Below are 12,531 nucleotides of genomic sequence, written 5' to 3' on the forward strand. Positions count from 1 at the left end.
TCCGGAAGCGGCCGTTCACCCAGGGGCGCGCGCCCATCCATGAGCGCGCGCCCCTTCGGCATGCCCCGGCACGACCGTATCGCGCACTCGTGACGACAGTCACACATGAGTGATAGCTTCGAAGGGCAGGCGGCGACGGGGGAGTTCCGCAGGCCGAGGTCGTGCCAGGGAGGTACCGTCCATGACGCCCTTTTCCGGTTTCCCCAGCTCCGCGTCCCCCACCGAGCACTGGCGCCACCTGCGGCTCGACCGCCACGAGGGGGTCGCCACCGTCACCCTCGCCCGCCCCGAGAAGCTCAACGCGCTCACCTTCGGCGCCTACGCCGACCTGCGCGACCTCCTCGCCGAGCTGGCGCGCGAACGCTCCGTCCGGGCGCTCGTCCTCGGCGGCGAGGGGCGCGGCTTCTGCTCCGGCGGCGACGTGGACGAGATCATCGGCGCCACCCTCGCCCTGGACACCGCCGCCCTCCTGGACTTCAACCGGATGACGGGACTGGTCGTCCGGGCGATCCGCGAGTGCCCCTTCCCGGTGATCGCCGCCGTCCACGGGGTCGCCGCCGGCGCCGGCGCCGTCCTCGCGCTGGCCGCCGACTTCCGGATCGCGGACCCCTCCGCCCGCTTCGCCTTCCTCTTCACCCGCGTCGGGCTCTCCGGCGGCGACATGGGCGCCGCCTATCTGCTGCCCCGCGTCGTCGGCCTCGGCCACGCCACCCGGCTGCTGATGCTCGGTGAGCCGGTACGCGCACCGGAGGCCGAGCGGATCGGCCTGCTCAGCGAGGTGACCGAGGAGGGCCGCGCCCCCGCCCGCGCCGCCGAACTCGCCCGCACCCTCGCCGAGGGCCCCGCGCTCGCCCACGCCCGTACCAAGGCGCTGCTCACGGCCGAACTGGACATGTCGCTCGCGGCCGCGGTCGAGATGGACGCCTCCACCCAGGCGCTCCTGATGACGAGCGACGACTACGCGGAGTTCCACGCGGCCTTCACCGGCAGGCGCCCACCGCGCTGGCAGGGCAGGTGAGCGCCCACGGCCCCGCCCGGCGGATCGCGGTCATCGGGGGCGGGCCCGGCGGACTGTACGCGGCGGTCCTGCTGAAGCGGCTCGACCCCCGGCGGGAGATCACCGTCTGGGAACGCAACGCGCCCGACGACACCTTCGGCTTCGGGGTGGTGCTCTCCGACGAGACCCTGGGCGGCATCGAGAGCGCCGACCCCGCCGTCCACCACGCCCTGGAGCAGGAGTTCGTCCGCTGGGACGACATCGTCGTCGGCCACCGGGGCCGGTGGCTGCGCTCCGGCGGCCACGGCTTCGCCGCCCTGGGCCGGCGCCGGCTGCTCGCCGTCCTGCACACCCGCTGCACCGCCCTCGGGATACGGCTCCGCTTCCGCACCCAGGCCCCGCCCGCCGCCGAACTCGCCCGCACCCACGACCTGGTGGTCGCCGCCGACGGCGTGCACAGCGCCACCCGCACGGCCCACGCCCCCGCCTTCCGCCCCCGGATCACCGGCCACCGCTGCCGCTATGTCTGGCTCGCCGCCGACCTCGCCTTCGACGCGTTCCGTTTCGAGATCGCGGAGACCCGGCACGGGGTGATGCAGCTGCACGGCTACCCCTACGCGCCCGACGCCAGCACCGTGATCATCGAGATGCGGGAGGAGGTCTGGCGGGCCGCCGGCCTCGACGCCCCCGGGCCCGCCGGCCTCGCCCGCTCCCTGGACCGGTGCGCCGCCGTCTTCGCGGACGTCCTCGGCGGCCGGCCGCTGCGTTCCCACCACTCCGCCTGGACCGCGTTCCGCACCGTCGTCACCGACCACTGGTCCCACGGGCGTACGGTCCTGCTCGGCGACGCCGCCCACACCGCCCACTTCTCCATCGGCTCCGGCACCAAGCTGGCCGTCGAGGACGCCCTCGCCCTCGCCGCGTGCCTGCGGGAACGGCCCACCGTCGAGGAGGCCCTCGCGGCGTACGAGGCCGAGCGCCGCCCGGTGGTCGAGTCCACCCAGCGGGCGGCCGCCGCCAGCCTGCGCTGGTTCGAGGAGCTGGCGGGCGTGGTCGGCCAGCCGCCCCGGCAGTTCGCGTTCAACCTGCTCACCCGCAGCCGCCGGGTCACCCACGAGGGCCTGCGGGTGCGCGACGCCGGCTTCACCGCCACCGTCGAGAAGGACTTCGGCTGCCCGCCCGGCACCCCGCCCATGTTCACCCCCTTCCGGCTGCGCGGGCTCGAACTGCGCAACCGGGTCGTGGTCTCCCCGATGGACCTGTACTCGGCCGTCGACGGCGTCCCCGGCGACCTCCACCTCGTCCACCTCGGCGCCCGCGCCCTCGGCGGCGCGGGCCTGGTGATGACCGAGATGGTCTGCGTCTGTGCGCACGGCCGGATCACCCCCGGCTGCACCGGCCTGTGGACCGACGAGCAGGCCGCCGCCTGGCGCCGGATCACCCGCTTCGTCCACGAACAGGCCCCCGGCACCGCGATCGGGGTCCAGCTCGGCCACGCCGGACGCAAGGGCTCCACCCGGGTGATGTGGGAGGGCATGGACGACCCCCTGCCCGAGCGGAACTGGCCCCTGGCGGCGGCCTCGCCGCTGCCGTACCGCCCCGGCGTCAGCCAGCTTCCGCACCAGCTGGACCGGGCCGGGCTCACCGCGGTCCGCGAGCAGTTCGCCGCGGCCGCCCGCCGCGCCGCCTCCAGCGGATTCGACCTCCTCGAACTCCACTGTGCCCACGGCTATCTGCTCTCCGGCTTCCTCTCCCCGCTCACCAACCGCCGCGCCGACGCCTACGGCGGCACGCTCGCGAACCGGCTCCGCTTCCCGCTGGAGGTCTTCGACGCCGTCCGCGCGGTCTGGCCCGGCGAGCGGCCCATGACGGTCCGGATCTCCGCCACCGACTGGGCCCGCGGGGGCACCACCGCCGAGGACTCCGTGGCGATCGCGCGGGCCTTCGCCGACCACGGGGCCGACGCCATCGACGTCTCCACCGGCCAGGTCGTCCCCCACGAGCGCCCCGACTTCGGCCGCTCGTACCAGACCCCGTACGCGGACCGGATCCGCAACGCGCTCGGCGTGCCCGTCATCGCCGTCGGGGCGATCTCCTCCTGGGACGACGTCAACTCACTCCTGCTCGCCGGGCGCGCCGACCTGTGCGCGCTCGCCCGCCCGCATCTGTACGACCCGCACTGGACCCTGCACGCGGCGGCCGAACAGGGCTACACCGGACCGGGCGCGCCCTGGCCGGCGCCGTACCGGGCGGGCAGCCGCAGACCGCCGACGGGACGCACCGACGCGCCCAGACCCCGGCTCGCACTGGACTGAGCCGGTCCGTCACTCCACCGGAGCGACGCCCCGGTACGGCTCCGGCGCCCCTTCCGTACCGTCCACGCCCGTGCCGTCGCCGTGGACGAAGCGCGCCCCCGCGTCCCGCAGCAGCGCGTGCAACTCCGCGAAGACCACCGCCGACCGGCCCCCCGGCCACCCCTCCGGCAGCAGCTCCGCCGGCAGCCCCGGATCCAGGTACGGCAGCCGCCGCCAGGAGTCCAGCGCCAGCAGATAGTCCCGGTACGCCCGCTCGGGCACCGGCTCCCGCCCCTCCCACCAGGACCCCAGCACCGGCTCCTGCGCCGCGAGGAACTCCTCGTGCCGCCGGGCGATCGCGCCCAGGTCCCACCAGCGCGCCACCGCCTCCGCCGTCGCCGCGAACCCCAGATGCTCCCCCCGGAACAGCTCCACATACGGATCGAGCCGCAGCCGCCGCAGGGTGTGCCGGGTCTCCTCGTACAGCCGCGCGGGCGCGATCCACACCCCCGGCGCCGCCGTGCCGAAACCCAGCCGGCCCAGCCGCGACCGGAGCAGATGGCGCTTGCTCCGCTCGGACTCGGGCACCGAGAACACCGCGAGCACCCAGCCCTCGGCGAGCGGCGGCCCGCCCTTCGCGTAGATCCGCCGGTCCCCGTCGTCCAGCAGCTGACGGGCGTCCGGCGAGAGCAGATAGCCCGCCGCGCCGTCCGCCGACCGGCCCGGCAGCAGCAGACCGCGCCGCTTCAGCCGGGACACCGCCGACCGCGTGGACGGCGGATCCACCCCCACCGCGCCCAGCAGCCGGATCAGCTCGGCCACGGGCAGCGGCCCCGTCCGTTCCCGGCCGTACGCGCCGTACAGGGTGACGATCAGGGAGCGGGGAGTGTGCTGGTCGGCCACACGATCACTGTAGGGCCTGACCGCGCGCGGCCCGGCCGGGGCTCCCCGCGCCGTCCGCCGGGGAACGCAGCCGGTAGCGCTGGAGCTTCCCGGTGCCGGTACGCGGCAGGGACCGCGCGAAGACGACCTCCCGGGGGCACTTGTACGGGCTCAGCCGCTCCCGCACCGAGGTGATCAGCGCCTCCGCCGTCGCCTCCCCGGCCGGCACGCCCTCGCGCAGCACGACGTGCGCCACCACCACCTGCCCGCGCAGCGGGTCCGGCCGGCCCACCACCGCCGCCTCGGTGACATCCGGATGGCTCAGCAGCGCCTCCTCCACCTCCGGACCCGCGATGTTGTACCCCGACGAGATGATCATGTCGTCGGCGCGGGACAGATAGCGGAAGTAGCCGTCCGGCTCACGGACGTAGGAGTCCCCCGTGAGATTCCACCCGTCCCGGACGTAATCACGCTGCCGGGGGTCGTCCAGATAGCGGCAGCCGACCGGGCCGCGCACCGCGAGCAGCCCCGGCATGCCGTCCGGGACCGGCCGCCCCCGCTCGTCGACGATCCGCGCCTGCCAGCCCGGCACCGGGACCCCCGTGGTCCCGGGCCGGATCGCGTCGTCCGCCGCCGAGATGAAGATGTGCAGCAGCTCCGTCGCCCCGATCCCGTTGATGATCCGGATCCCGGTCCGCTCCCGCCACCGCCGCCAGGTGTCCTCGGGCAGGTTCTCCCCGGCCGACACACAGCGGCGCAGCGAACCGAGGCGGTACGGGGCGGCGTCGGCCAGCATCCCCCGGTACGCGGTCGGCGCGGTGAACAGCACCGACACCCCGTGCCGGTCGATCGCCGGCAGCAGCTCGCGCGGCCCGGCCCGCTCCAGCAGGAGCGCGCTGGCCCCCGCCCGTAACGGGAACACCACCAGACCGCCCAGACCGAAGGTGAACCCCAGCGGCGGACTCCCGGCGAACAGGTCGTCCGGCTCCGGCCGCAGCACCTGCGCCGAGAACGTGTCCGCGACCGCCAGGACATCCCGGTGGAAGTGCGCGCACGCCTTGGGGCGCCCGGTCGTCCCGGACGTGAACGCGATCAGGGCCACGTCGTCGGCCGCCGTGTCCACGGCGGAGAAATCGTCGGACACGCCCCGCGCGAGCCGCAGCAGATCATCGGGCGAGTCGCCGCCGTACGGGGTGATCCGCAGCCCCGGCACCCCGGCCGCCGCGAGCCCTGTGACCGACCGCGCGTCGCACAGGGCATGCCGGACGGCCGCGATCGAACAGATGGCCGCCAGCTCCCCGGGCCGCTGCGCGTCCAGCACGGTCACCGCCACCGCGCCCGCCTTCATCACCGCCAGCCAGCACGCCGCGAGCGAGGGGGTGGTGGGGCCGCGCAACAGCACCCGGTTCCCCGGGACCACCCCCAGCGGGCCGCGCAGGACCCCGGCGATCCGGTCCACCCGCTCCCGCAGCTCCCCGTAACTCCACACACTCCCGTCACCGGTACGGAACGCGGGACGCGCGGAGCCGAGCCGTTCCATGGTCCGGTCCAGCAGCTCCACCCCGCAGTTGAGCCGGTCCGGCCCGGGAAGCGGGGTGATTTTGGGCCACTGCGCCACCGGCGGCAGATGGTCCCGGGCGAAGGTGTCGACGTGGGCCGAGGGTGTCAGCTCCATGGTGCGCCCCTTCTCGTGGTGGGGTCGTGCATGGAGCGTATCGTTACGGTGACGACAGTCAACGGTCCGCGATAGACCCGCCCCGAGGGCCTCCCGGGAGCCCCGGCGGTGACAGGGGAAGTGGGGGCACGAATGACCGTATTCTCGCTCGATCCACAACAGACCGCCTGGTGCGCCACGCTGCGCTCCCTCGCCACCGACACCCTCCGCCCCCTCGCCGAACGCGGCACCCCCGGCCGGGTGAACCGCCCGCTGCTGGCCGCCCTCGGCGCCCACGGACTCCTCGCCCGGCTCTTCCCGGCGGCCGCGCTGGACCTCTGCCTGCTGCGCGAATCCCTCGCCCAGGGCTGCACCGAGGCCGAGTCCGCCCTCGCCCTCCAGGGCCTCGGCGCCGACCCCGTGGCCCGCGCCGGCACCCCCGCGCAACGCGCCCGCTGGCTGCCCGGCGTGGTCTCCGGCACGACCGTCGCCGCGTTCGCCCTCACCGAGCCGTCCGCCGGCTCCGACGCGGCGGCCCTCGCCCTGCGCGCCACCCCCGACGGCACCGGCTGGCGCCTCCACGGCGCGAAACGCTGGATCTCCAACGCCCCCGAGGCCGACTTCTACACCGTCTTCGCCCGCACCACCGAGGACGCCGGCTCCCGGGGCGTGACCGCCTTCCTCGTCCCCGCCGACCGCCCCGGCCTCACCGGAACGCCCCTGGCGATGCTCGCCGACCACCCCGTCGGCGCGCTGTCCTTCGACGGGGTGCCCGTCGGCCCCGACGACGTCCTCGGCGCCGTCGACGGCGGCTTCCGGCTCGCCATGCGCACCCTCGACCTCTTCCGCCCGAGCGTCGGCGCCTTCGCCGTCGGCATGGCCCAGGCCGCCCTGGACGCGACCCTCGAACACACCACCCGGCGGGCTGCCTTCGGCGGCCCGCTCCGGGACCTCCAGACCGTGGCCCACCGGGTGGCGGAGATGGCGACCCGGACGGAAGCGGCCCGGCTGCTCGTCTACGCGGCGGCGGCGGCGTACGACGCGGGGGCGCCGGACGTGCCCCGCCGGTCCGCGATGGCGAAGCTGTACGCCACGGAGGCGGCGCAGTACGTGGTCGACTCGGCGGTGCAGTTGCATGGCGCTGCGGCGCTGCAACGGGGGCATCTGCTGGAGCACCTGTACCGGGAGGTGCGGGCGCCGAGGATCTACGAGGGGGCGACGGAGGTCCAGCGCGGGATCATCGCGAAGTCGCTGTACGGGCGGGGTGGTTCGGTTACGTCCGGGGGGTGACGCGCGACCGAGCCCCGCCGTTCCGGGAAATGGGAAGCGGCGGGGCTCGGGGCGGTGCGGTGGCGTTCTACAGCTCGGTGGACCGGGCGAGGGCGACCAGTCCGGCGAAGGCGGTGGCGGAGACCGTCAGGACGGGGCCGTTGGTCTGCTTGCTGTCCCTCAGGGGGACAACGTCGGTAGCAGACGCGTGCTCAGGCGCCCACTCGACGCACTGACCGCCGTTGCTGCTGTAGCTGGACTTGACCCACCGCAGCAGCGGGGGAGAGCTGGTCGTGTTCATCGCAGAGTGCCCTTCCTTGGCCGTTCTACAGCTCGGTGGACCGGGCGAGGGCGACCAGTCCGGCGAACGCGGTGGCGGAGAGCAGCAGTTCCGGGCCGCCCGGACGCTTGCTGTCGCGGACGGGGACGATGCCGGTGGCGGACGCGTGTGCGGGCGCCCACTCGACGCACTCTCCGCCTCCGCCGCTGTAACTCGACTTGATCCAGTTGAGGGATGAGGGGGATTCGATCACTGAGTGCCCTTTCGCATCTGTTCGATCATGTCCACGGAGTCCGCCTGGGACAGCGACGCACCCTGTAGCTGATGGTAGGCCCTCATCAATGGCCGCACGGAGGCGATCTCACGGCTGAGATGACCCTGGATCTGGGATTCGACGTAGGAGACCACGGAGTGGTCCGGCAAGGTCAGCAGTATCGTCATCCTGTTGAACGGGCAATGCTCGCCCAGAGCGTAGGGGGCGACCTGGAGGATCGTATTCGGCTGCTCCGCGAACGCGATCAAGTGGGCAAACTGCCGATCCATGACCTCGGGCCCTCCGACCGGTCGACGGAGGCAACTCTCGTCCAGTACTGCGATCACCGTGGGCGGAGTTGGGCGCACCAGCGCAGCTTGCCGTTCCGCAAGGAGATTGATGCGCTCCTCCGCTTGGTCAGGCGTGCTCGCGCCACGCTTGACGACGCCCGCTTCAACGGCCGCGACGTAGGCCGGGGTCTGCAACAGCCCGGGAATGAGTCCCGCGTTGAAGATCCTGATCTCGATGGCGCGTGCTTCATACGCGACGTACTGCGGGAATCCCTCGAACAGCACTCCGTGTTTCATCTTGCCCAGCTCACGTTCGAATGATTCGTCCGTTCCTTCGAACCCGAAGGCCGCATCAGCGCTACGCGCAAAACGCCAGCTTGCCATCTTGCGACCAGTTTCCACATGTGAGATCTGCGTAGGGGAGAACCCCATCTGGGATGCCAAGTCCCGCTGCTTCCACCCCCTCGCCGTCCGTGAGCCGCGAATACGTGCCCCGAATGCCGCCAGCTGCGATGCGCTGGGGTCCAGTTCCTTCACATTCGCCACATCTCACCCCGAATTTGTTTGCTGGGATGCCAAGTTGCATCGCATTCGAGCCTAGGTCACGCTGAACTCGCTTGGTAGTGGCTCCATTACGGAGAGGAGTGTCTATGTCCAGCGTGAGGGGCCCGTGTGACCCCGTGAACATCCCACGTTCGTGTGACACCACGCCGCAGGGATGGGCACCGCTCGCGGTTGGTGCGCTGGCTTTTGACACGGTGACGGGCGCGATCGGGGTGGTGATGGCGGAGTACGGGACGCGGTACTACCTGCGTCCGCCGCACGGCGGGTGCGAGTGGGACGCGCCCCGGACCGACATCCGCCCGGCGACCGTCACCGACCGGATCAGGCCCGCACTCAACGAGGCCAACACGCGCAGCAGTACCGGCGGTGTCCTGTGAAGAAGCTCAAGGAAGGCGCCGCGACGGCGGTCCTCATAGCCGGTTACCTCTCCGTCGTCGGGCTGCTGATATCGGCCGCGCGCGACCAGCTCTGACGCACTCCCAGACTCCGCTCCCGCGCGGCAGCGTCCCCTTGGCGCTGCGGGAAATCGCAAGGGAGCGGCCCCCTCGGGCCCGTAGGGACTGCCCCCCTTCGGCCCGGGGAAGGGGAACGAGGACCTCACCACCTCGCTCCCGGCCCCGGTCGCCTGCCGACCCCCGCACGGGCGGCCGGGGCCACCCACCCACATCCAACTCAAGGAGACATCCATGACCCACGCCGACATCGACCCCGCCACCCCGCCCGGCCGCCGCATCGGCGCCGTGGTCCTGATCCAGGATCAGGCCGGCCGGATCCTGCTCGTCCAGCCCACTTACAAGAACGGCGCCTGGCAGCTCCCCGGGGGCGGCGCCCAGGCGGGCGAGGCCATCGCCGACGCCGCCGCGCGGGAACTGGCCGAGGAGACCGGGCTGCGCCGGGAACTGAGCCGCTTCCTCGTCCTCGACCAGGTCCCCGCCAACCCCGACACCGGCACCGCCGAAGGATTCAACATCGTCTGCGACGGCGGAACGGTGACCCCCGCCGAGGCCGAGGCCGCCGCGGTTCCCGACACCGCCCGCGCCGAACTGGAAGACCTGCGCTGGGTGGCGCCGCCCGAGCTGGGCGAGTACGTCCGCCCGTACCAGGAGCGCCGCATCCGCGCGGCTCTCGACGCCCGGGAGCGCGGGGACTCCCTGCCGCTGCTGCTGCTCGGGCAGCCGGTCGCGTAACCCCGTACCACCGACGAACTGCGGCCGGCCGGAGCACCGGCCGGCCGCAGGACGTGGTGGTTCAGGGGCAGGTGGTCAGGATGATGGAGATGACGGTGCAGGTGGCCGACGCGGTGTCGTTGGCCGGGTTCGGGTCGGACGGGGCGGACGCCGTCCGGGTGCCGGTGACCGTGACCTGTCCCAGGGACAGCAGGTGCAGCGGGACACGGAACGTCTTGGCCACGGCGGTCCCGTTGGCGATCGACCCGTAGACACAGGTGACCGTACCGGCCGAGGTGGTGCAGCCGGCGGAGAGGTTCGTGGCGCTCGCGCCCGGCGGCAGGGAAGCGGTGACGGTGGCCGAAGTGACCGCGTCGGGACCGGTGTTGCGGGCGGTGAGCGTGTACGTCAGGTAGGGCGTCAGGATGCCCAGGTGGGGCTGTGCGGTGACATCGACGTCGATGTCGGCGGTCGGGGCGATGTAGGTGAATTCGTCGGCCGGTGTGATGGAGCTGGTGCCGCCGGGGGTGGTGACCCGGACATCGACCGTGCCTGCCGCGTGCGCGGGCGCGGTGGCGGTGCAGGAGGTCGCCGAGCACGTCACACCGGTGGCGGGGGTTCCGCCGAAGGTGATGGCGGTCGCGCCGTTCAGGTCCGTTCCGGTGATCGTCACGACGGTGCCGCCGGCGGTGGTCCCGCTGTTCGGCGAGATGCTGGTGATCTCGGGCGCCGGGATGGTGTGGAGGGCTACTTCCCTGGGGCTGCTCAGCCCGCTGGCCACGGTGGTGACGGTGTTGGTGGCGGTGTCGATGGCGTAGAGGTACCCGGGGACATTGGTGGTCCCGCTGACCGGGTCGGGGACGTAAACGGTGGTTCCGGCGGAGTTGACCTCGACGTCCTGGGGGATGCTGAATCCTCCGACGGTCGTGGTGAGGGAGTCGGTGGCGGTGCTGACGACATGGACGCCGCTGCTGAGCGGGCTGCCGCCGTAGACGGTGCTGCCGTCGGGGGTGATCGCCACGCTGGTGGTGTTGACGGCGGCGGGGATGGTCGCGCTGACCGTGTTGGTGCCGGTGTCGACCTTGGTGATGCCCGCGCCGGTGGTGGCGACGTAGACGGCGGTGCCCGCCGGATTGACGACGGAGCCGAAGGCGACGGCAGGCATGGGGATGCTCGTGGTCACCGTCGCGGTGGCGGTGTCGATGACGACCAGCCGGTTCGGCCCGGAGGTGGCGACGTAGGCGGTGGTCCCGGCCGGGTTGAGGGTGATGCCCTGGAGGCTGCCCGGGACGGGGATGGTCGTGGTGAGGGTGTTGGTGGCGGTGTTGACGACCTCCACGGCGTGCGCGGTGGTGTCGGCGACGTACAGGTTGGTGCCCGCGGGGTTCAGGGTGAGTGCCGTGGGGATGCCCGCGAGCGGGACGGTGGCAGTGACGGTGTTGGCGGAGGTGTCGATGACCGCGACGGTGTTCGCGAGCGCGGTCGCGGCGTACACGGTGGTGCCCGCGGTGTTGATCGCCACGTCCTGGGTGAAGCCGCCGACCGGGATCGACGCGGTCACGGCCCCGGTCGTGGTGTTGACGACCGAGACGGCCTTGCCGTTGAAGTCGCTGACATAGGCGGTGGTGTGGCCTGGCTGCACCGCCTGCGCGGACGGTCCGGTCAGGGCGACCAGGCCCGTCGCGGCGAGCATGACAGCGGCGGCGGCCGAGATCCGGCGGCGCCAGCGGGTGTGCGGGAGTCTTGGCCTGGTGGTCGGGTGCACGGTTGTCCCCTCTCCCCACGGGGCCGCGGCCCGGTGGCGGAGCACGACGGCCCGCGACGACCAGCGGGGCGGTCCCGCGCGCGGCCTCCGGCGGTCCCGATGGCATCGACATCGCCGGGACCGGCGGGACCGGGACAATCCTCGTGGGGCGGGTATCGGGCCTGCCGCCTGAAACACCGGACATGACCGGAAAGCCACGACCGGTGTCCGAATCGGCCGCGCTGACCCGGAACCCGACGCCATGGGACGGGGTCGGCCTTGCGCTGTCCGGCCCGCGTCGGTACGTGTGCGGGGCGCTCGTCCGGGGCCCCGGTGGCCTGCCCGTGTCGGTACGGGTGCCTCGGCCTCCCGTCCAGGGCCCGGCCCTGCCTGGCCCGTGTCGGTACGGGGTCCCGCACCCTCCTTCCCCCCGGCTTGGGGTACCGGTCTGCTGTGCCGGCTGTGTGGGTGGGGGGTGCAGGGTCGCCCCCGCAGGGGATCGGCGGGAAGTCCGGCGTGCGTTGACCGTTAGCCTTCGGTCCGCCGACCCCGAGGAGGTGAGCCCGGAGGCCCCCGCCAACCCGCACCACACGGTGCGCCGGGACCACCCGAACAAATCCAGCCTCGCCGGCGATTGAGGCGCGGGGGCCTCGGGGGCTGGCCCCCGACAAGGGGCCGCACAACCGGTGCGCCCGGGGACCTGTCTGCCCCTGCGGCAACCCGTAGAACTCGGCCCCACCGACGACGACCCGGGCAAATTCAGCCTCGCCGGCGTTTGAGGCGCGGGGGCTCGGGGGCTGGCCCTCCACCAGGGCCCGCACAAGCCAAGTCCCCGAGAACCAGTCCGCCCCTGCCGCAACCCGGAAAACTCGGCCCCACCGACGATCACCCGAACAAATCCAGCCTCGCCGGCGATTGAGGCGCGGGGGTTTCGGGGGCTGGCTCCCGACGATGACCCGAGCAATTCCAGCCGGTCCGGCGATTGAGGACGGACCAGCAGCTTGCCCCGCCGCACAGGCGAACGCCCCGCAGTGTGCGGGCCCGTGTCGGGGACCAGTCCCCGAACCCCTGCGCCTCAAACGCCGGCGAGGCTGGTTTTTGCTCGGGGGATCGTCGGGGAGGCGGGGGTTGTGCGGGT

11 protein-coding genes are annotated in these 12,531 nt (G+C 73.1%); 5 read left to right on the plus strand and 6 right to left on the minus strand.

The features are described from left to right. Positions 1 to 181 precede the first annotated feature (181 nt). Positions 182 to 1,018 carry an enoyl-CoA hydratase family protein gene (locus SYYSPA8_RS31735; protein ID WP_323450866.1) on the plus strand — a complete coding sequence of 279 codons (837 nt, stop codon included), beginning with the start codon at positions 182 to 184 and terminating at the stop codon, positions 1,016 to 1,018. Beyond that, complete coding sequence (locus SYYSPA8_RS31740; RefSeq protein ID WP_323450867.1) at positions 1,015 to 3,312, plus strand: bifunctional salicylyl-CoA 5-hydroxylase/oxidoreductase; 2,298 nt, start codon at positions 1,015 to 1,017, stop codon at positions 3,310 to 3,312. Before SYYSPA8_RS31735 ends, SYYSPA8_RS31740 begins: the two co-directional genes overlap by 4 nt. 9 nt (positions 3,313 to 3,321) lie before the next feature. On the opposite strand, the gene SYYSPA8_RS31745 is transcribed toward SYYSPA8_RS31740, so the two are convergent. Both SYYSPA8_RS31745 and SYYSPA8_RS31750 read right to left on the minus strand, forming a co-directional pair. Next, entirely contained in the window at positions 3,322 to 4,194 is an 873-nt protein-coding gene (locus tag SYYSPA8_RS31745; protein ID WP_323450868.1) for a PaaX family transcriptional regulator, read from the minus strand. A gap of 4 nt (positions 4,195 to 4,198) precedes the next feature. Then, positions 4,199 to 5,848, minus strand: coding sequence for an AMP-binding protein (locus SYYSPA8_RS31750; protein WP_323450869.1), 1,650 nt, complete (start codon positions 5,846 to 5,848; stop codon positions 4,199 to 4,201). A gap of 132 nt (positions 5,849 to 5,980) precedes the next feature. On the opposite strand from SYYSPA8_RS31750, the gene SYYSPA8_RS31755 reads away from it, so the two are divergent. Continuing rightward, complete coding sequence (locus SYYSPA8_RS31755; RefSeq protein WP_323450870.1) at positions 5,981 to 7,117, plus strand: acyl-CoA dehydrogenase family protein; 1,137 nt, start codon at positions 5,981 to 5,983, stop codon at positions 7,115 to 7,117. 67 nt (positions 7,118 to 7,184) lie between these two features. On the opposite strand, the gene SYYSPA8_RS31760 is transcribed toward SYYSPA8_RS31755, so the two are convergent. Genes SYYSPA8_RS31760 through SYYSPA8_RS31770 form a run of 3 tightly spaced genes read right to left on the minus strand, consistent with a single transcriptional unit; the run spans position 7,185 to position 8,465 of the window. Further along, positions 7,185 to 7,397 (minus strand): DUF397 domain-containing protein, encoded by a 213-nt coding sequence (locus SYYSPA8_RS31760; RefSeq protein ID WP_323450871.1) that lies wholly within the window; start codon positions 7,395 to 7,397, stop codon positions 7,185 to 7,187. Positions 7,398 to 7,422: 25 nt separating this feature from the next. Further along, positions 7,423 to 7,629: a DUF397 domain-containing protein gene (locus tag SYYSPA8_RS31765; protein WP_407706125.1), complete on the minus strand. Its 207-nt coding sequence runs from the start codon at positions 7,627 to 7,629 to the stop codon at positions 7,423 to 7,425. Then, on the minus strand, positions 7,626 to 8,465 hold the full coding sequence (locus tag SYYSPA8_RS31770) for a helix-turn-helix domain-containing protein (protein WP_323450872.1): 840 nt from the start codon (positions 8,463 to 8,465) through the stop codon (positions 7,626 to 7,628). Before SYYSPA8_RS31770 ends, SYYSPA8_RS31765 begins: the two co-directional genes overlap by 4 nt. A 212-nt stretch (positions 8,466 to 8,677) precedes the next feature. Between SYYSPA8_RS31770 and SYYSPA8_RS31775 the strand changes: the two genes are divergently transcribed. Together SYYSPA8_RS31775 and SYYSPA8_RS31780 are read left to right on the plus strand one after the other, a co-directional pair. Then, complete coding sequence (locus SYYSPA8_RS31775) at positions 8,678 to 8,860, plus strand: hypothetical protein (protein ID WP_323450873.1); 183 nt, start codon at positions 8,678 to 8,680, stop codon at positions 8,858 to 8,860. Between the two features lie 309 nt (positions 8,861 to 9,169). Continuing rightward, the gene (locus SYYSPA8_RS31780) at positions 9,170 to 9,670 is read left to right on the plus strand and encodes an NUDIX hydrolase (RefSeq protein WP_323450874.1); all 501 of its coding nucleotides are present in this window, start codon (positions 9,170 to 9,172) and stop codon (positions 9,668 to 9,670) included. Positions 9,671 to 9,731: 61 nt separating this feature from the next. On the opposite strand, the gene SYYSPA8_RS31785 is transcribed toward SYYSPA8_RS31780, so the two are convergent. Further along, positions 9,732 to 11,414 carry an IPT/TIG domain-containing protein gene (locus SYYSPA8_RS31785; RefSeq protein ID WP_323450875.1) on the minus strand — a complete coding sequence of 561 codons (1,683 nt, stop codon included), beginning with the start codon at positions 11,412 to 11,414 and terminating at the stop codon, positions 9,732 to 9,734. Positions 11,415 to 12,531: the final 1,117 nt, after the last annotated feature.

This window comes from Streptomyces yaizuensis (genome assembly GCF_034961445.1).
In the GTDB taxonomy this organism is placed as follows: Bacteria; Actinomycetota; Actinomycetes; order Streptomycetales; family Streptomycetaceae; genus Streptomyces; species Streptomyces yaizuensis.